15 protein-coding genes and 2 tRNA genes are annotated in these 18,528 nt (G+C 61.1%); 7 read left to right on the top strand and 10 right to left on the bottom strand.

Annotated features, from left to right (window positions below; genetic code table 11):
- Positions 1–602: 602 nt before the first annotated feature.
- Positions 603–1,106, bottom strand: coding sequence for a disulfide bond formation protein B (locus QO005_RS14265; protein ID WP_307158724.1), 504 nt, complete (start codon positions 1,104–1,106; stop codon positions 603–605).
- A 23-nt stretch (positions 1,107–1,129) separates the two neighbouring features.
- Complete coding sequence (locus QO005_RS14270; protein ID WP_307158725.1) at positions 1,130–1,720, bottom strand: YqaA family protein; 591 nt, start codon at positions 1,718–1,720, stop codon at positions 1,130–1,132.
- A gap of 322 nt (positions 1,721–2,042) precedes the next feature.
- On the opposite strand from QO005_RS14270, the gene QO005_RS14275 reads away from it, so the two are divergent.
- Positions 2,043–2,127, top strand: a tRNA-Leu gene (locus tag QO005_RS14275).
- Positions 2,128–2,158: 31 nt separating this feature from the next.
- Here the strand turns inward: QO005_RS14275 and QO005_RS14280 are convergent.
- Both QO005_RS14280 and QO005_RS14285 read right to left on the bottom strand, forming a co-directional pair.
- Positions 2,159–3,037: a GGDEF domain-containing protein gene (locus QO005_RS14280; protein WP_307158726.1), complete on the bottom strand. Its 879-nt coding sequence runs from the start codon at positions 3,035–3,037 to the stop codon at positions 2,159–2,161.
- A gap of 403 nt (positions 3,038–3,440) precedes the next feature.
- Entirely contained in the window at positions 3,441–3,692 is a 252-nt protein-coding gene (locus QO005_RS14285) for a hypothetical protein (RefSeq protein ID WP_307158727.1), read from the bottom strand.
- A gap of 726 nt (positions 3,693–4,418) precedes the next feature.
- Between QO005_RS14285 and QO005_RS14290 the strand changes: the two genes are divergently transcribed.
- Entirely contained in the window at positions 4,419–6,074 is a 1,656-nt protein-coding gene (locus tag QO005_RS14290) for an AMP-binding protein (RefSeq protein WP_307158728.1), read from the top strand.
- 81 nt (positions 6,075–6,155) lie between these two features.
- Here QO005_RS14290 and QO005_RS14300 read toward each other — a convergent pair whose 3' ends face one another.
- The 3 genes from QO005_RS14300 to tlpA all read right to left on the bottom strand — a co-directional run bounded on the left by QO005_RS14300 (position 6,156) and on the right by tlpA (position 9,774).
- Positions 6,156–7,433, bottom strand: coding sequence for a GNAT family N-acetyltransferase (locus QO005_RS14300; RefSeq protein ID WP_307158729.1), 1,278 nt, complete (start codon positions 7,431–7,433; stop codon positions 6,156–6,158).
- 1 nt (position 7,434) lies between these two features.
- Positions 7,435–8,838, bottom strand: coding sequence for an oligosaccharide flippase family protein (locus QO005_RS14305; RefSeq protein ID WP_307158883.1), 1,404 nt, complete (start codon positions 8,836–8,838; stop codon positions 7,435–7,437).
- A 273-nt stretch (positions 8,839–9,111) separates the two neighbouring features.
- Positions 9,112–9,774: a thiol:disulfide interchange protein TlpA gene (tlpA, locus tag QO005_RS14310; RefSeq protein WP_307158730.1), complete on the bottom strand. Its 663-nt coding sequence runs from the start codon at positions 9,772–9,774 to the stop codon at positions 9,112–9,114.
- A gap of 24 nt (positions 9,775–9,798) precedes the next feature.
- On the opposite strand from tlpA, the gene argH reads away from it, so the two are divergent.
- The 4 genes from argH to QO005_RS14330 all read left to right on the top strand — a co-directional run bounded on the left by argH (position 9,799) and on the right by QO005_RS14330 (position 15,546).
- Complete coding sequence (gene argH, locus QO005_RS14315; protein WP_307158731.1) at positions 9,799–11,202, top strand: argininosuccinate lyase; 1,404 nt, start codon at positions 9,799–9,801, stop codon at positions 11,200–11,202.
- 13 nt (positions 11,203–11,215) lie between these two features.
- Positions 11,216–11,491, top strand: a complete 276-nt coding sequence (gene lptM, locus QO005_RS14320; RefSeq protein ID WP_307158732.1) for an LPS translocon maturation chaperone LptM — start codon at positions 11,216–11,218, stop codon at positions 11,489–11,491.
- A 12-nt stretch (positions 11,492–11,503) separates the two neighbouring features.
- On the top strand, positions 11,504–12,772 hold the full coding sequence (lysA, locus tag QO005_RS14325) for a diaminopimelate decarboxylase (protein ID WP_307158733.1): 1,269 nt from the start codon (positions 11,504–11,506) through the stop codon (positions 12,770–12,772).
- Between the two features lie 164 nt (positions 12,773–12,936).
- A complete protein-coding gene (locus tag QO005_RS14330; protein ID WP_307158884.1) occupies positions 12,937–15,546 on the top strand; it encodes a TIGR02302 family protein in 2,610 nt (869 codons plus the stop codon).
- Positions 15,547–15,569: 23 nt separating this feature from the next.
- Here the strand turns inward: QO005_RS14330 and QO005_RS14335 are convergent, their stop codons facing one another.
- The 3 genes from QO005_RS14335 to QO005_RS14345 all read right to left on the bottom strand — a co-directional run bounded on the left by QO005_RS14335 (position 15,570) and on the right by QO005_RS14345 (position 17,256).
- Positions 15,570–15,914, bottom strand: a complete 345-nt coding sequence (locus tag QO005_RS14335; RefSeq protein ID WP_307158734.1) for a hypothetical protein — start codon at positions 15,912–15,914, stop codon at positions 15,570–15,572.
- A gap of 52 nt (positions 15,915–15,966) precedes the next feature.
- A tRNA-Arg gene (locus QO005_RS14340) sits at positions 15,967–16,043 on the bottom strand.
- Between the two features lie 49 nt (positions 16,044–16,092).
- Positions 16,093–17,256, bottom strand: a complete 1,164-nt coding sequence (locus QO005_RS14345; RefSeq protein ID WP_307158735.1) for a M20 aminoacylase family protein — start codon at positions 17,254–17,256, stop codon at positions 16,093–16,095.
- 162 nt (positions 17,257–17,418) lie between these two features.
- On the opposite strand from QO005_RS14345, the gene QO005_RS14350 reads away from it, so the two are divergent.
- Positions 17,419–18,510, top strand: coding sequence for a D-alanyl-D-alanine carboxypeptidase family protein (locus QO005_RS14350; protein WP_370878080.1), 1,092 nt, complete (start codon positions 17,419–17,421; stop codon positions 18,508–18,510).
- The last annotated feature ends 18 nt before the right edge of the window (positions 18,511–18,528 follow it).

Below are 18,528 nucleotides of genomic sequence, written 5' to 3' on the forward strand. Positions count from 1 at the left end.
AACGTGCTTTATGTTCTTGTTTTAACGCATGTCGTTATCGCAAAACCGCTGCACACTTTTGCGCGACATGCTCTAGGGTCAAAACTCAATCAGGATGGGTGTTCTGCAAGGCGTATTTTGTGTCTGAGTAGGAGGAAAGGTGCAGGAAATGCCGATCATTTTCAAACCTTTCCGACGCCCGCAGGCGCAAAATACGCCTTGCCCGAAGGGTTGAACGGGATGGGCCGACTGATTGCGAACAATGCTCGACAAGGCCTCAGGGCCTTGCCTTGCGCTTGTTCGCGGCCATTCAATCCCATCCCGTTCAACAGAACACCCATCCTGATTGAGTTTTGACCCTAAAGCATTTTCAGGAAAAGTGGAATCCGGTTTTCCGTCCGGAAATGCGTAAAAACAGAGAGTTAGAGCAGTTCAGTGTTTCCGCGAGACACTGAACTGCTCTACTGCATAATTCCTTAAATCGGAATCGATTTAAGGTGAAAATTATGCAGCAGCTTTAAAGTGCTACAGCGTCCTTTGTGCGTTTGATAAAACGCACGGCGCTGTAGGATTTTTGACCCCAAAGAGCGGGAACCGATTTTCGGGCCGTGGCTCTCACGGGATCAAGGCAGGCGTTTGGCGGAGAAAAAGGCAAAGCCGGCCAGGAAGAGCGAAACGATTGCATTCCATCCGGCGAAGGAAATGCCAAGCACCCTCAGTGCTGCATCCGTGCAGGAGGGGCCATGAATGGTGTTGAGTTGTTCGAGAATATTGCCCGTACCGGTGAAGCCCGCACCTGCGGTGGCCGAACAGGCCGAGGGTCCCTCCCAGAACTTCCATTCCACTCCGGCGTGATAGACGCCTAGCCCCATGCTGACCAGCATGATGAGCCCGAGCAGCATCAGCACAAGCTTCAGCACCTTCGGCGGCAGCTTCGGTGCGGCCAACAGCGCCACGAGGCCGATGGCAGCGCCGATATAGAAGGGTTTGCGCTCCAGCAGGCAAAGCTCGCAAGGGATATAGCCGCCCAGATATTCGAAGGCGAGCGCCGAGCCGACCACCACTGCCATGCCAAGGGTCATGGCGGCGAGCGGCAGAACGGGACGGGAAAGCGAAGGCGTGGACATGATATAAACTCCCGACAAGCTTCTCAATGGGCGAGAAGCCGGTAGGCGATATACAACAGGATCAGCAGGATGGCACCTGCCGCCGCGATCTGGCCCAGCCTCTTCTCGATAAAGTGACGGATCGGCTCGCCATAGCGGCGCAGCAGCCAGGCCAGCAGGAAGAAACGTCCGCCACGGGCCACGATGGCCGACACGATAAACAGCCAGAGATTGACATGCGCCACACCGGACAGGATCGTCACCACCTTGATCGGCGGCAGATGGGCAAGGCCTGAGGTGATCAGCAGCAGCACCACCGTCTCGTAGTCCACCGACAGCCGCAACTGGTCGAAGGCTTCCGCCTTGCCGTAGAATTCCAGAATGGGCCGGGCAATGCTTTCATAGGCATAATAGCCGAGGAACCAGCCGGCGACGCCCCCAAGAACCGAGGTAACGGTGGCCAGCAGCGCATAGCGCCAGGCCCGGTCTGGCCGCGCCAGCGCCATGGGCAGGAAGAGCACATCGGCGGGCACAAGAAAAATCGAGCTTTCCACGAAGGAGATGACACCAAGCCAGACCTCCGCCGATTTGCGGGCGGCCAGCGACATGGTCCAGTCATAAAGACGGCGCAGCATTCTCTCTCCTTCCTGTCGTCACCGAAAAGCCGCAGCATGCCAAAGCCCATGCTGCACTGCGGTGAGCCTTTATGCGAAAAGCCATGCGGGAAGGCAATGCCGGTTTTGTCAAAGCTTCCAAAAGAGGAAAGCTAGAGAACTTCCAGGACAAGTGTGCAGCGGTTTTCGGTGCGGAAATGCGCAAAAACAGTGAACGAGGGTGCTTCCGTGTTTTAATGAAACACGGAAGCACCCTCGTTCGGCAGGCCATGACGGCATCAGAGTGAAAAAATCGGGTTGACCAGAGGCCCCGTCTCCGTATAGTCCGGGCACATCCTTAAGGGCCCCTTTGGCGGAATTGGTAGACGCGCCTGACTCAAAATCAGGTTCCGAAAGGAGTGCTGGTTCGATTCCGGCAAGGGGCACCACTTTCCTGAAATCTTACCGTGACATCGGCGTTCAACCTTCATCCTTCACGTTGGATGCAAGGCATATGACCCTGTCCCTGCCAGCATTCTTGGCGGCGTAAAGCGCCTCATCCGCCTCGACGAGCAAATCCTTCAGCCCCGTGCGCCGCCCCAGACTATGCGCAACGCCGAAGCTTGCAGTGATTCGCCCCTGGTCGAGCGGAGGAATTTCAAGGCCCCTCAGCTTCACCCGCAGGCGTTCGGCAATGGCGCTTGCCTGATCCGGGCTCGTTCGCGGCAAGGCGATGCAAAATTCCTCGCCCCCGATCCGCGCCGCCATGTCAAAGGGCCGGACATTGGCGGTAATCGTGCGGGCGGTGGCCAGAAGCACCTGATCGCCAACCTCATGGCCGTAATCGTCATTGATCGATTTGAAATGATCGAGGTCGAAGAGGATGAGGCTTAACAGATCGCCACGCTTCAAGGCGCGCTCGGCATCATGAGCCCCGCCCTCGAACAGCGCGCGCCGGTTTGCAAGACCGGTCAGCGGGTCGCTATCGGCCAGTTGCCGCAATCGCTTCAAGGAGAGGTCGAGTTCTTCCGTCATGGCGGCAGTGGCTTGCCAGACCAGGCCGATTTCATCCCGCGACAGCGCTGGCGGCGGCAGTACGACACCCTCCTGGCGATAGGCATCGATGGCAAGCGCCAGATCCCGCAGCGGACGGATGAACCACCAGAGCAGTCCCAGGCAGGCCAAAGTGCCGGCAAGGGTTGCGGCCAGAAGCAGCAACAGCATGGTTTCGCCGTCGCTGGTGCCGCCCGACAGGATATGCAGGCCCGCCACGATCAATGGCAGATGGATGCAGAGAAAGCTCACCAGTGAAATCTTCAAAATCAACGATGAGCGCACAAAGTCGAAAAGGGCAGACACGTATGGTTTCCAAAACAAGATCAAGAACAGTCACGAATTGATGCAAAAGGCCCTCGACAGCCCCCGCACTCCATGTCCCGCTATCCTAAGCCATTGAAGGATTGATGATATTCAGAACTTTCTCAAATCCGAGGATATCGGAGTGTTTCCGCGTTTGCGGGAAACGATCCAAACTTTTGCTTCACATGACGCCATTAGATAGCGCCAATTTCCGCATGACAAGGCCAGCGTTTTCTGCAGCATTATCTTCTTCGTCCTCGTTCACTCCGTTCGGATCGTACTGTGATACCCGTGGCTCTGTGAAAGCATGCCGAACACTCTCCGTCTGGCGCGTCATGCTTGAAAGGCGCGAACCCTTGAAGGATTCGCGCCTTTCAACAATGCGTCGTCAGACCATGAGGGCTTACGGCGTACCTGTCGTTCCACCCGTGGTCCCCGGCGTAGACTGGGTGCCGGTGCCACCGCCCGTACCGGACTGCGGCGTCGGGCTGCTATTGGTCGAAGACGGCGGCGTTGCCGGGGTGGTGCTGGTGCCGCTGCTGGAACTCGGTGCAGTGGTGCCGGTGCTGCCACCGGATTTACCGCTACTGCTGTCATCGCCGCAGGATGCGAGCAATCCCAGAACGGCAACCACGGGAATCATCTTCTTAAGCATCGGTCCTCCTTTAAGCTCCGGCCCTTCCACCGAGGATCGGCAGAGAGCTGTGCCGGGCTTTTCATCGGCGCTGCATGGCCTGCGAGCCATGTGCCTTGTTTTGTGGGCTGAAGCTAAAACTAACCGGGCATCCAAAACGGTCCCGTTAGAAACTGTACACCCACGATCTTCTGCAGGACGCCACCTTGCGCGGCGCCTGCCATCCCACAACACCAGTAAAACCGCCAAATGGCGCGGTTTTCAGGTGTAAACGCGGCCCCACCGGGGCGATTCAACGGCATGCTCGGTGCAAATAAGTCGCAAAAAGACACATTGTTCCAAAAAACATGTCCATATGCGCCATAAACGCACCCCCTTCCTCGCATTGTGCAGGTGCGAAAGGAATGATAATTTGCCGGGCTGGAGTACATCCGGCGAACCCAGGCTCACCGGATGTGCTGCAACCGTTTATTGGCACGCATTTACGGATGGGAAACCGCGAGGACACTTTTCCTCGAAATGCTTTAGGGTGTGTCGCGCAAAAGTGTGCAGCGGTTTTGCGATAACGAGATGCGTTAGAGCGCTTTTCGATCCGATTGAATCAGATCGGCGCTCTAACCTTTTATTTTTGAAGCATAATTTTATCGATCCTCGTTTCACTCCGGTCGAATTATGCTCTAAATCAAGAAGGTAAAGCACGTTGCATGAGGCTGATCAGCCGCAACGGGCTTTAGAAGAGGCCTCCGCATGTTTCTGCCCCCCGGCGCTTCGTCCTACGCCACGCTCTGCGAGAGCTTTTCCTGGGATATTCCCTCCGATTTCAACATGGGCCGGTCGGTGGCCGATGCATGGGCGCGGCATGAGCCGGATCGCGTCTGTCTCAAGCATTTCTCACCCGATGGCAGGCATTGCAGCCTGACCTATGGCGAGTTGACCCGGGCTTCGAATGCGCTTGCCCATTCGCTCTCCAGGCTTGGCATCACCGCAGGTCAGCGTGTGGCCCTGCTGCTGCCGCAGGGGTTTGAGACGGCGATTGCCCATGTCGCCCTCTACAAGATGGGCGTCATTGCCTTGCCGCTGGCGCTGCTCTTCGGCATGGAGGCGCTGGAATACCGGCTGGCGGCGGCGGAAGCCTCGGCCATCATCACCAACGCCTTCGGCTTGCAGCGGCTTTCAGGCATTCGCGGCAGGCTGCCAGCGCTGGCCCATGTCGTCAGCACGGATGGCGCCGAGGATGACACCCTCTCCTTTCAGCGACTCGTGCAGGAGGGCGATCCGGCCTTCCCGGGCATTGAAACGGGGCCGGACGATCCGGCGCTGATGATTTTCACCTCCGGCACCACCGGTGCGCCGAAGGGGGCGCTGCATGGGCACCGGGTGCTGGCCGGGCATATTCCCGGCTTTCAACTGGCCCATGGCGGCGCACCGCAAGCCGGTGACTGTATCTGGACACCCTCCGACTGGGCCTGGGCCGGTGGCTTGCTGAACGTGCTGATGCCAGCGCTGCTGCTTGGCATTCCGGTCGTCTCCTCGCCCGGGCAGAAGTTTGATGCCGCGACCGCCTATCGCATTCTGGAAGAGATGCAGGTACGCAATGCCTTCATCCCCCCCACCGCGCTCAGGCTGATGAAAAGCGTGGAACGCCCGCTGGAGCGCTACCGGCTCTGCCTGCGCTCCATCACCTCGGCGGGCGAAGCCCTGGGCCGCGAGACCTATGAATGGGTCAAGGCAACCCTTGGCCTTACGCCCAATGAATTCTATGGCCAGACGGAATGCAATTTCGTGCTCTCCTCGGCAGCCGAGCTTGGCGTCAGCAAGGCGGGCGCCATCGGCAAGCCCGTGCCGGGGCACCGCGTCGCCGTCATCAATGACAAGGGCGAGGAAGTGCCGCCCGGAGAGACGGGGCAGATTGCCATTGCCCGGCCAGACCCGGTGATGTTTCTCGGATATTGGCGCGACGAAGAGGCCACCCGGCGAAAATTCATTGGCGGCTGGCTGCTGACCGGCGATCTCGGCCGCGCCGACCGCCAAGGCTATATCGAATTCTTCGGCCGGGATGACGACGTCATCACCTCCTCCGGCTACCGCATCGGCCCGACGGAAATCGAGGATTGCCTGGGCGGCCATCCCGCCGTGAAGCTGGCGGCGGTCATCGGCAAGCCGGACCCGCTTCGCACCGAGATCGTCAAGGCCTTCGTCATCCTGCGGGAGGGCTATCAGCCCGACCAGACGCTCGCCCTCCAGCTTTCGGACTGGGTGAAGAACCGGCTGTCCATGCACGAATATCCGCGCGAGGTGGAATTCATCGACGAAATTCCCCTCACCACCAGCGGCAAGGTCATCCGCCGGCTGCTCCGGGACCGCCAATCTCAAGGTTTATGTTTAGAGCGCTTTTCGATCTGATTGAATCAGATCGGCGCTCTAACATTTTATTTTTGAAGCATAATCTTGTCGATCCTCGTTTCACTCCGGTCAGATTATGCTCTAACCACTGCGTGAAAATTTGCTCATCACCTTGTCGCGCAGAATCCGGGCCAGATTGCGGGTATTGCGGTAAAGATGCAATTTCACCGAGGCTTGGCGCACCTCCCGGTCGGCATTTGGCCTGAGGCCGATCACCAGCGTCCCCATATCCTCGCGCTCCTGCCAGAAGCGGCTCATGATCGGGTGGTCCGGCACGGCACAGCTATCGGTGCGCAGAATGTTGGCGTCATCCAGATGCCAGCGGGTCAGTTCCGCCACGAGAAGCTTGCCGGGAGAATAGCGTGCAAGGCTCTCGTCATAGGCCGTCTTCCACGTATAGGCTTCCGCGCCCATCAGGAAGACCACCATGGAGGCAATGGTGCGTCCATCGAGGTGGAGGGAATGAATACGCACCGCGTCGCGCTCGGCCAGATTGGTGATTGCCTCGCGGGCAAAAGCGGCGCGCAGCCGGTCGCTGATCAGGGCGCTGCGCTTGCGGCCTTTCCAGCCGCTCGCCTCCAGCGCCAGGAAATCCTCCATGCCGAGCCGCACCTCTTCCGGCTGGCGGGCAACGTGATAGCCCAGAGGCCCAAGCTTCTCCAACTGCCGGTATTGCCGGCGCATTTCCCGCACATGCGCCTTGGAAATCGAGGCCGCCAGATAGGTATCGCCTTCCTCCAGGCTTTCCAGCATGGGGCGCTGCTGCCGGTTGGTAACCAGAACCGGCAGATCGCGGCTGATGACGAGCGCCTTGATCAGCCGGGCCACGGGGCCGTTCAGGCGCAGATCCGGCAGCACCAGCACCGGCGGCAGGGCGGCTTCGGGCGCCGCCAAGCCGTTCAGCAGGTTATCGATCGTCTCGGCTGCATCCTCGGCATCCACCAGCGGCGTGCCCAGCGGTCCGAACGGGTTGGACCAGGCGCGGATAATGGACGGGCCAACCGCAAAGCCCGGCTTTTCCACTGAAAACGGCAGGAGCAGGCGGATACGGCTGCGATTGTCGCCATCGTCGCGGATCAGCGCCATGCGCACCTGCCGCTCTTCCAGACGCGGAATGGCAGGCGCCAGAAAGCGCGCGGAAAAGAAGACGTTCGGCTCCAGCGCCCGGTTGGTCAGGAAATCCATTTCCCGCTCGAGATCGTAGCTTGCCTGCCGCGGATAAAGCCAGAGATGCCGCCCGGGACGGCCCACGGCAATCTGGATATCGGCCGCCGGACGGTCAGGACCCACGGCGTCTCCCAGGGCAGCCACCCTGCCTGCCTGCCGGTCCGGAAAACTGACGTTCTCGCTTTGGCTCATCTCAGGCCATCCTGCTCTGGTTGAGACGGGTCAGGGGATCGGCAAAGGCAAACAGCACGATGCCAAGGGTTTTTCTCACGGCGACATGCAGCAGCACCGCCTCCACCAGAAGCGCCCCTGCCGCCGCCGACGCCGCCCCCATCAGACCGAAATGCGGAATGAGCGTGACGTTCAGCGTGATATTGGCCGAAAGGGCGATGACATACAACAGCATGCACAGCTTCTGCCGCCCGGTCATCATCAGCAGCACCTCGCCCGGCCCGACCAGCGCCTTGAACAAGGCGCCGAGAAACAGCACCGCCATCAGCGGATAGCCCGCCGTGAAATTCGGCCCGAACAGCGACAGCAGCACCTCCCCCGCCGCCAGCACCAGAAGCCCGATGGCAAGCGAGGGCCAGAAACACCAGCGCACCGTCTTTCCCGCAAAAGCGGCAACCGGTTTCAGATCCGCCTCGTTCATCAATGCCGAAAAGCGCGGGCCTGCCGCTGCCTTGACCGCGAAATAGACGAATTGCACCAGCGCCATGGTCTTGGCCGCCGCAAAATAGATCGCCACCTGATCCGGCGGCAGATAAAGCCCCACCACCATCACGTCGGAATTGGTGAGCAGGAAGAGAAAACCTTCGATGAAGAAGATCGGCACCGCCACCTGAAACCAGGTGCGGAAATCGATGCGGCGTGGCCCCTTGGAAAACTTGCGCCCAAGCCGCCAGGTGATGGCGATGAACTGGCTGACGGACGTGACATAGGTGGCCGCAAGCGCCGCCTGCATGGCGGTGGTGGCCGTATGCGGCGCGCCGAGCGCCACGGCCGCCAGCATGAAGACGAGAATGAGGATGGGGCGAATGATGTAAGTGGGGCTGAGAGCCGCCACCGGCCAGCTATTGGCCCGCGCCGTCCCGTCCAGCACATCGCCGAGCGCGATCATCGGCAGGGCAAACAGGCCGAGAAACAGCGGCAGCAGATAATAGGCCTCGATATGGCTGCCGAAAACATGGAGCAGACCCAACCCCACCACAGCCAGCAGGCTGGCAAGCCCCATGGCGAACAGGCGGATGCTCAGCGTCAGGCCGCGAATGGCATCGATCTCCTCCCGCGCGTGATATTGCGGCAGGAACCGGATGACGGTGGAATGAAAGCCAAGGCAGGAGAGATTGCCGAACAACACCACCAGCACCCAGACGAAAACAAAGATGCCGTATTCGAAATCGCCCATCAGCCGCGCCTGAACGATCTGCGAGAAAAAAGCGATGCCTGCGCTCACCACGCGGATGATGAAAGCCGTCAGCGCCATGCGCTGGGCGCGGGCCACGTCGTCACCGGCAAGAAGCATGGAAACGAGGCGTCCGAACGGGCCTTTCAGGCCGGGCGGCAGCAACTTTTCCGCTGACTGGACAACCGCCATGATGGACACGCAATTTCACCGGATGATTTCAAGGATCAACGGCCAGTCTTGCCACCATAGGGTTAACAAAAGCTGATTATATAAGCCTCTTATACCAAGGCTCGAAGATGCTAACGCATCCTCGCCTTGAAGGGATTTCGAATATCTCAAATGCATCAGGGGCTTGAGATATTCGAAAATGGAATACGAACTGCCATCTTCGATGACTCTTCGTATCAAGGCTCCGTTTCGTCCCGTCGTCCAACATCACCCGGAAAAGGACCGGTGATGGCTTCAAAGCGCCGTCAGCCGGTCGATCAAGGCCTTGGCATCGTTACTGTCCCAGGCTGCCGGTCCGTTCATGGAACCGATGAGGCAGCCCTTGCGGTCGAGGATCAGCGTGACCGGCAGGCCGAAGGCCAGGCCCTGTTTTTTCAGGGCGTTGAAGACACCCATGGAACTGTCACGGTAGAACCCCAGATGGTCGATGCCGTTATCGGCCAGGAAGGCTTTCGGCTTTTCATCGCCGCCGCTGTCGATGTTGATGGCAACGATGCCGAAGGCGTCATTGCCCTTGGCGGCCTGCAGGCGGTTGAGCGCCGGCATTTCTTCCCGGCAGGGCACGCACCAGGTGGCCCAGAGATTGACCAGCAGGATCCGGCCTTTCAGATCATCGAGACCGCGATCGGCGCCAGCGGCGTCCTTGAAGGCAAGGCCGGTGATGGGGCGTGGCGGATTGGCGGCCACCAGCGCGGCAATCTCGCCCTTCGCCAGCGGCTGCAGCGCATCCGCCATGACCTTCGCCGCCTCGCAGCCTTTTGCGGCGGCGGTTTCTGCGCCATTGCCAGACCCCGTCTCCTTCACGTATACCGCAACCGCGCCGGCGATGAGGCCGGCGATCGCCGCAATCGCAATCAGCTTGACGGAAGGAAGTCCGGCGGGTCTTTTTTTCGTCATCGACGTCTCCAGGAACCTATCTCCATGGCCGAGGGCAATCAGGACACACAATCCTCCAACCAGATGTGGGGCGGTCGCTTCGCCTCCGGCCCGGCGGCCATTATGGAGGAGATAAACGCCTCCATCGGTTTCGACAAGAAGCTCTATGCCCAGGATATTCGCGGTTCCATTGCCCATGCCACCATGCTGGCCAAGCAAGGCATTATTTCCGCCGAAGACAAAGACAAGATCGTTCACGGGCTGAACACGATCCGGGGAGAGATCGAAAGCGGCCAGTTCCAGTTTTCCCGCAAGCTGGAAGACATTCACATGAATATCGAGGCGCGGCTGGCCGAGTTGATCGGCCCTGCCGCAGGCCGCCTGCACACCGCCCGCTCCCGCAATGACCAGGTGGCGCTGGATTTCCGACTCTGGGTCAAGGAAGAGCTGCAAAAGACCGACAGCCTGCTGTCCGACCTGATCAAGGCTTTCCTCGACCGCGCCGAAGAACATGCCGACACCGTCATGCCGGGCTTTACCCATCTGCAGACCGCCCAGCCGGTAACCTTCGGCCATCACTGCATGGCCTATGTGGAAATGTTTGGCCGTGACCGCCAGCGTGTGCGCCACGCCATCGAGCATCTGGATGAATGCCCCATCGGTTCGGCGGCCTTGGCCGGCACCGGCTATGCCATCGACCGCCACATGACGGCGCAGGCGCTCGGCTTCCGGGAACCCACCCGCAATTCCATCGATACCGTGTCCGACCGCGATTTCGCGCTGGAATTCCTGTCCATCGCCGCCATTGCCGCCACGCATCTGTCGCGGCTGGCGGAAGAAATCGTCATCTGGTCCACGCCGCAATTCGGCTTCATCCGCCTGTCGGATGCCTTCTCTACAGGCTCCTCGATCATGCCGCAGAAGAAGAACCCAGACGCCGCCGAACTGGTGCGCGCCAAGACGGGCCGCATCAACGGCTCGCTGATTGCGCTGCTGACCGTGATGAAGGGCCTGCCGCTTGCCTATTCCAAGGACATGCAGGAAGACAAGGAACAGGTCTTCGACGCCGCCGAAAGCCTGGAACTGGCGCTGGCCGCCATGACCGGCATGATCCGCGACCTCACCGTGCGCGCCGACCGCATGAAGGCGGCCGCCGGGTCCGGCTTCTCCACTGCCACCGATCTCGCCGACTGGCTGGTGCGCGAGGCAGGCCTTCCCTTCCGCGATGCCCATCACGTGACGGGCCGGGCCGTGGCGCTGGCCGAGCAGAAGGGCTGCGATCTCTCCGAGCTTTCGCTGGAGGATTTGCAGGCGATCCATGCCAGCATCACCGCCGACATCTATAATGTGCTGACGGTGGAGGCCTCGGTCGCCAGCCGCAAGAGCTATGGCGGCACCGCACCTGCCGAAGTGCGCCGCCAGATTGCCTGGTGGCGGGCACGCAACTGATCAGGCCGGTGAATTGACCGATCAAAAAAATCGGGGTGCACAAGGCCCCGGTTTTTCTGTAGATGCTGTACTTGATATTGATGCCGGACAGGATGCCATGGGCGCTTCGTTTTTGAGAGTGATGATTTCTGCCGCTTTGATCGGCACCGTGAGCCTGACGGTCACGGGCTGCGGCCGCAAGGGCGACCTCGACAAACCGAGCACGCCGGTGGCCCAGCAGAACAAGGCCGATGCGCCTGCCCAGACCAAGGCGCCAGACCGCAAGTTCTTCCTCGATCCGCTGCTCTGACAGGGTAAAGCCGTGAACCATTTTCACTACCGCGACGGCGTGCTCTACGCCGAGGACGTGCCCGTGACCGAAATCGCCAAGGCGGTCGGCACGCCCTTCTACTGCTATTCCACGGCAACGCTGGAGCGGCATTTCAAGGTGTTTTCCAAAGCCTTCGAAGGCGTGGATGCTCTCGTCTGCTATGCGCTCAAGGCCAATTCCAACCAGGCGGTGCTGAAAACGCTGGGACGGCTGGGGGCTGGCGTCGATGTCGTGTCCGAGGGCGAGCTGCGCCGGGCGCTGGCGGCGGGCATTCCGGCCAGCCGCATCATGTTTTCCGGCGTCGGCAAGACGCCGTCGGAAATGGATCTGGCACTGGAAGCAGGCATTTACTGCTTCAACGTCGAATCCGAGCCGGAGCTGGAAATCCTCAACCAGCGGGCGCTGAAGGCGGGCAAGAAGGCGCATGTCTCCTTCCGCATCAATCCCGATGTGGATGCGCGCACACATGCCAAGATTTCTACCGGCAAGAAAGAAAACAAGTTCGGCATTTCCTATGAGCGCGCCCGCGCCGTCTATGCCCGCGCCGCCAGCCTGGAGGGCATTCAGGTCACCGGCATCGACATGCATATCGGCAGCCAGATCACCGAATTGCAGCCCTTTTCCGATGCTTTCAAGCTGCTGAAGGAACTGGTGGCGACCTTGCGCTGCGATGGCCACACCATCGATCATGTCGATGTGGGCGGCGGCCTTGGCATTCCCTACCGTGATGACAACAATCCGCCGCCGGAACCGGCAGCCTATGCGGAAATCGTCAAGGAACAGCTTTCCGGCCTCGATTGCCGTATCGTCACCGAACCGGGCCGGCTGATCGTCGGCAATGCCGGGATCCTGGTGACGGAAGTGATCTATGTGAAGGATGGCGGCGACAAGACCTTTGTGATCGTTGACGCCGCGATGAACGACCTGATCCGCCCGACGCTCTACGAGGCCTATCACGAAATCCGTCCGGTGGTGATTTCCGCCGCCAACGCCCCGCGCATCAAGGCCGATGTGGTGGGCCCCGTCTGCGAAACCGGCGACTATCTGGCGCTGGACCGGGAAATGGCGATGCCCCGGCCCGGCGATTTCTTCGCCATTGGCTCGGCAGGCGCCTATGGCGCGGTGCAGGCCGGCACCTACAATACCAGACGGCTGGTGCCGGAAGTGCTGGTCAAGGGTGACCAGTTCCATGTCATCCGCAAACGCCCGAGCTATGATGAATTGATCGGGCTGGACAGCGTGCCCGGCTGGCTCGGCTGATCCCCGGCGTTCACATTTACGTCCAGAGCGCGAAAAATGGCGGGTCCAAGACCCGCCAGCCCTCGTCTTCGCCACAAAGAATGTTATCCTTGAAGTGTGTGGGCAAGGATTCTCTTTGCGGCTGATGCAGGAATGCGCCCCGAAACCGGCAAGGGAGCAAAGCGCTGGACAATGACCTTCGGCTGAGACGGCAGATCGCCATCAAGCGCGCAGTCGCGCAGGCAGTGCTCCTTGCGGAACGCATCCTGCCTCGGCTGCTTGCGCCGATCGGGCTGTTTGCACTGCTGCTGGCCCTGAGTTGGTTCGGCCTGTTCCGCATTCTGCCGGATCTCGTGCGCTGGCCGCTGGTCTTCATCCTGGTGTTTTCGATCCTGGCCTCCCTGCTGCCGCTTCTCAGGCTGCGCTGGCCAAGCCGGGCCGAGGCAGACCGGCTCCTGGAGGAGCGCAACCATCTGTCGCACCAGCCGGTCAGCGTGCAGCAGGATGAACCGGCCTTCGACACGCCCTTTGCCAAGGCCCTCTGGGAAGAACACCAGCGGCGCATGGCCGCCCGGATCGCCTCTCTCGAGGCAGGCCTGCCGCGCCCGGATATTGCAAGCTTCGACCGTTATGCCCTACGCGCCGTGCCCGCGCTGCTGCTTGCCGTGGCCTTCGCCTATTCCGGCTCGAATGGCGCCGGTCGGCTGGCCGATGCCTTCAGGCTGCAGGCGAACGGGTCTGACGCGCCCGATCTGCGCATCGATGCCTGGATCACGCCGCCACCCTATACGGGCCGCGCGCCGGTTTTTCTCACCAGCCGCAACGGCACGGGGGAGGCCAATGCGCCGACGCAGATTACCGTGCCGGAAAAATCCATGCTGACGGTGCGGCTTTCCGGCAGCACCTCGGTGACGGCGGACTATCAGCCTGAAAATGGCGCGGCGATGGCTCTGCCGGATGCCGCGGATGGCGAGCCTGCACCCGGGTCCAAAGCCCCTGCGCCAGCAGCCGCGGCCATACCGGCCCGGGCACTGGCCCTGACCTTGACGGAAAGCGGCAAGCTCAATGTCGGCGACCGCCATTGGCCGATTGCCGTGACGCCGGACCAGAGCCCGACCATTGCCTTTGACGGCTTGCCGAAGCGGGCGGTGAACGGGGCGCTGGAAATCGGCTTCGTTGCCAAGGATGACTACGGCTTGCAGGAAGCCCATGCCGAAATCGTGCCGCTGGAAAACGATCCTGCCGCCAAGCCGCTTTATCCGCTGCCGGAGTTCAAGCTGGACCTGCCGCGCCGCAATGCCAAGGAGGTCAAGGGCCTTTCCAGCCGCAACCTCACCGAACATCCGCTGGCGGGCAAAAAGGTCCGCATCACGCTGGTGGTAAAGGATGGGGCCGGGCATGAGGGGCGCAGCCCGCCGCATGACATGGTGCTGCCGGGCCGCAATTTCTCCGAACCGCTGGCGGCGGCCGTGGCGGAAGAACGGCAGGTTTTCGCGCTGGACACGCGCCAGATGCCCCGCGCCATCGAGCTCAACGAAGCGCTGACGCTACGGGCCGATGAGACCATTCCCAACCTCACCCATTATCTGCTGATCGAGGCGGCGCGCAGCCGCATGCAGATGGCGAATAATGATGAGAAGATGAAGGATACCGCCGATTACCTCTGGGAGATCGCGCTCGGGATCGATGACGGCGATGTCTCGCTGGCGGAACGCAAGCTGTCGGAAGCCCAGAAAAAGCTCTCCGACGCGCTTGAGCGCAACGCCCCGGACAGCGAGATCCAGAAACTGATGGCCGAACTGCGTCAGGCCATGCAGGACTATCTGAAGGCGCTGGCGGAGCGCCAACAGCCGCAAAATGGCCGCCCGCAGCAGAACGCCCAGAAGATGCTGAGCCAGCGCGATCTGGAAAACATGATGAACCAGATCGAAAACCTCGCCCGCTCCGGCAACAAGGATGCGGCGCGCGAAATGTTGCAGCAATTGCAGCAGATGATGAACAATCTGCAGGCTGGCAGGCCGCAGCGGGGCAATCCCGAGCAGCAGCAACAGTCCAACCGCGCCCGCGAGCAGATCGACAAACTGGGCAAGCTGATGCAGGACCAGCAAAAGCTGATGGACGAGACCTTCAAGCTGGATCAGGCGCTGAAGGACCGCATGCAGCGGGGAGATCCGAACCAGCCCGGCAGCGATGAAGACCTGATGGAGCAGATGCCGCAAATGGGCCAGCAGGGTCAACAGGGCCAGCAAGGCGATCAGGGCCAGCCGCAGGACCAGCGCACCACCGAACAGCTGAAGCAGGCGCTGAAGGAATTGCGTGAGCGCCAGGAGGGGCTGGGCAAGCAGTTGAAGGACGTTCAGGAGGGGCTGAAAGGCCTTGGAATCAAGCCCGGCGAAGGCTTTGGCCGTGCCGACCGTGAAATGAAGGGTGCAGGCGAAGCGCTTGGCCGCAGCCAGGGCAGCCGCGCCGTCGAAGGCCAGGGCCGGGCACTGGAAGCCCTGCGCCAGGGCGCCCGCGACATGATGAACCAGATGATGCAGGCCATGCAGCGCGGCCAGCAGGGTCCGGGCCAGCAGGGCCAGGGCATGGCCGAGGGCAATCAGAATGGCCGCGATCCGCTGGGCCGCCCGCGTCCGAATTCAGGTCCGGACTTCGGTGAGCGGGTGAAGGTGCCGGACGAGATCGACGTGCAGCGCGCCCGCGAAATTCTCGACGCCATCCGCGAAAAGCTGGGCGACAATGCCAGCCCCGAAGTGGAACGGCGCTATCTGGAACGGCTGCTGGACATCCAGTAACCCCCCGTCGGGACAAACGGATTTTATGGTGCGCAAAGGCTCGACAGGAAGGGCCGCATCAGATGCGTTTCGCGCAGAGCTTTGGCGTAGGCGGCATCCTCACAGGACGCCCTGCTGCTCTCCACCGCGTCACAGCTGGCAACGCCGCCCTGGGACGAACGGGGCATGGCTCTGTCCAGCCGGTTGCGATCCTGCGGTGAAAGAGTGTCCCGGAACTGATCCAGACGATCGAGCCTGTCGGCGGGCGTGAGCGCTGTAAAGTTGCGTTTTCCGCATGTCACCGCCCCGGTTGATGCTCCCGCAGGCTGAAACAGGCAAGGAAGCAGAACCGCCGTCAGCACGGCGACTTGAAGGCATTTTCCACTCATCTGAAGGCCCTCTTCCAGGACATGACAGCACATGCGGCGATTGGGGCTACGATGGTGATCCCGACGCGATTCGAACGCGTGACCCTCAGATTAGGAATCTGATGCTCTATCCTGCTGAGCTACGGGACCACTGATGTCCTCCATACAAAACCCTTGGCGTGAAGCCAAGCCCCTTCGATCAATCGGCCAGCCGCTGCTCGCAGAGCTTCACCCAGTAGGAAACCCCGTAGGCAATGGCGTCGTCGTTGAAATCATAGGCCGGATTATGCAGGCCTGCCGTATCGCCATTGCCGATCATGATATAAGCGCCGGGGCGCGCTTTCAGCATGAAGGCGAAGTCCTCGCCCGCCATGGAGGGGTCGACATCGCTGTTGACGTTGGAGGGGCCGACGATGTCGATGGCGGCGCGGGCGGCATGCTCGGTTTCGGTCGCATGGTTGACCGTGACGGGACAGGGGCGCTCGTAAGTGACCTCGGCGCGTGCACCATGGGTGGCGGCAATGCCGGTCGCGATCTCGCGCAGGCGCTGTTCGGCAAGGTCCTGCACCGCCTCGTCATGGGTACGCACCGTTCCCGTCAGCACGGCTTCTTCCGGAATGATATTGTGGGTCGTTCCGGCATGGAACTGCGTCACCGACACAACGACCGAACGCACAGGATCGGCATTGCGGGCGGCAATCAATTGCAGCGCCGAGACGATCTGAGCGCCGATGGCGATGGGATCGATGGACTTGTGCGGTTCGGCGGCATGGCTGCCGCGACCCTTGATGGTGATGACGAATTTGTCGGGCGCGGCCATGATGCCGCCCTTGCGGATGGCGAAGGTGCCAAGCGCCATGCCCGGCATATTGTGCATGCCATAGACTTCCTGAATGCCGAAGCGCTCCATCAGCCCGTCTTCCACCATGGCAAGCGCGCCCTGCCCGCCCTCCTCGGCAGGTTGGAAGATCACGGCGACCGTACCGTTGAAATTGCGGGTTTCGGCAAGATATTGGGCGGCACCGAGCAGCATGGCCGTATGGCCATCATGACCACAGGCATGCATCTTTCCGGCATGGCGCGAGGCCCAGGGCTTGTTGGTGATTTCGGTGAGCGGCAGGGCATCCATATCGGCGCGCAGGCCGATGACGCGACCACCCTCCCCGCGTCCGCGAATGAGGCCGACCACGCCGGTACGGCCAAGGCCCTCGACCACCTCATCGACACCGAAGGACTTCAGCTTGTCACGGACAAAGGCGGCGGTCTCGTGCACGTCGTAGAGAATTTCAGGATTCTGGTGCAGGTGGCGGCGCCATTCACGAACGTCATCGGCAAGTTCGGCGGCGCGATTGAGAATGGGCATGGGTATTCCTGATCACATGCGTTTGACCGGCGGGGCTGCCGGCGCTTAAATTGGACAGTGCGATTGACTGGACTTCCAGCCTTTGCCATTGCTTCGACATATAAGCCATATGGCCTTCCGTTGCGAGGCCTATCGTTTCCGAAGGAGAAATCCGTGGTCGTTCTGTCGAGCCGTTTGCGGCGCGCCATTACCCTTTTGTCGCTGCTGTCGCTGGCCCTGCCGTCGGTCGCTGCCGCCAATCCCGTGCTGGTGGTGGATGTCAACACCATGACCGTGCTGGAGCACAAGGAAAGCTTCAAGAAGTGGTATCCCGCCTCGCTCACCAAGCTGATGACGGCCTATGTCACCTTCCGGGCGCTGAAGGCCGGACAGGTAAAGCTGGATACGGTAGTGACGCTGAGCCAGCTTGCCGCATCGCAGCCGCCCAGCAAGATGTTCTTCAAGCCCGGTTCGAAGATCGTTCTCGATGATGCCTTGAAAATGATGCTCGTCAAATCCGCCAACGACATTGCCATGGCGGTGGCCGAAACGGTGGGCGGCAGCCAGGCTGCCTTTGTCGAACGCATGAACGCCGAAGCAGCGCGTCTGGGGCTTGCCTCCACGCATTTCGTCAATCCCAACGGCCTGCCGGCGCAGGGGCAATATTCCACGGCGCGGGATCTGGCCGTGCTGGCGGTGACGCTGCGGCGGGAATTTCCGGAATATTCCAATTATTTCAAGATCGAGGCCATCGACACCGGCAAAAAGATTTATCCCAACGTCAATATGCTGATCGGCCGCTTTGACGGGGCGGACGGCATGAAGACCGGCTATATCTGCGCCTCCGGCTTCAACCAGATCACCTCCGCCACCCGCAATGGCCGCACGCTGCTTTCCGTGGTGCTGGGCGCGGACAGCCTGGCCGAGCGGGCGGATATTTCGGCAAACCTTCTGGAAAAATATTTCGCCTCCGGGCAGCAGCTGCGCGGCGAACCGCTGAGTGCTCTCAGGCCCGACACCGCCGACGGGCTCGATCAGGTCAATGATGTCAGCGCTCAGATGTGCTCGACGGAGGCGCGCAAGGCCCGCAGCGAAACCCGTGACGAAGCAGGCCGCATGCGGCTGACCTCGCCCTATATCCATGAAATGGCCGCGCCACCCAATGCGGTCTTTGCCGGGATCATTCCCGGAACCGAGCCGCCGGACCCACCCAAGCCGCCGGACCAGAGCGCACTGTCGAATATTCCGGTACCCGTACCGCGCCCGCAGTTGTAAGGGCCAAAATTTTTTTGC

Source organism: Allorhizobium paknamense, from assembly GCF_030815125.1.
Taxonomy (GTDB): domain Bacteria; phylum Pseudomonadota; class Alphaproteobacteria; order Rhizobiales; family Rhizobiaceae; genus Allorhizobium; species Allorhizobium paknamense.

Excerpts from the sequence above, each read along its gene's own strand:
- QO005_RS14265 (WP_307158724.1), bottom strand. The coding sequence starts at position 1,106 with ATGTCCACGCCTTCGCTTTCCCGTCCCGTTCTGCCGCTCGCCGCCATG.
- QO005_RS14270 (WP_307158725.1), bottom strand. The coding sequence starts at position 1,720 with ATGCTGCGCCGTCTTTATGACTGGACCATGTCGCTGGCCGCCCGCAAA.
- QO005_RS14285 (WP_307158727.1), bottom strand. The coding sequence starts at position 3,692 with ATGCTTAAGAAGATGATTCCCGTGGTTGCCGTTCTGGGATTGCTCGCA.
- QO005_RS14290 (WP_307158728.1), top strand. The coding sequence starts at position 4,419 with ATGTTTCTGCCCCCCGGCGCTTCGTCCTACGCCACGCTCTGCGAGAGC.
- QO005_RS14300 (WP_307158729.1), bottom strand. The coding sequence starts at position 7,433 with ATGAGCCAAAGCGAGAACGTCAGTTTTCCGGACCGGCAGGCAGGCAGG.
- QO005_RS14305 (WP_307158883.1), bottom strand. The coding sequence starts at position 8,838 with ATGGCGGTTGTCCAGTCAGCGGAAAAGTTGCTGCCGCCCGGCCTGAAA.
- tlpA (WP_307158730.1), bottom strand. The coding sequence starts at position 9,774 with ATGACGAAAAAAAGACCCGCCGGACTTCCTTCCGTCAAGCTGATTGCG.
- argH (WP_307158731.1), top strand. The coding sequence starts at position 9,799 with ATGGCCGAGGGCAATCAGGACACACAATCCTCCAACCAGATGTGGGGC.
- QO005_RS14335 (WP_307158734.1), bottom strand. The coding sequence starts at position 15,914 with ATGAGTGGAAAATGCCTTCAAGTCGCCGTGCTGACGGCGGTTCTGCTT.
- QO005_RS14345 (WP_307158735.1), bottom strand. The coding sequence starts at position 17,256 with ATGCCCATTCTCAATCGCGCCGCCGAACTTGCCGATGACGTTCGTGAA.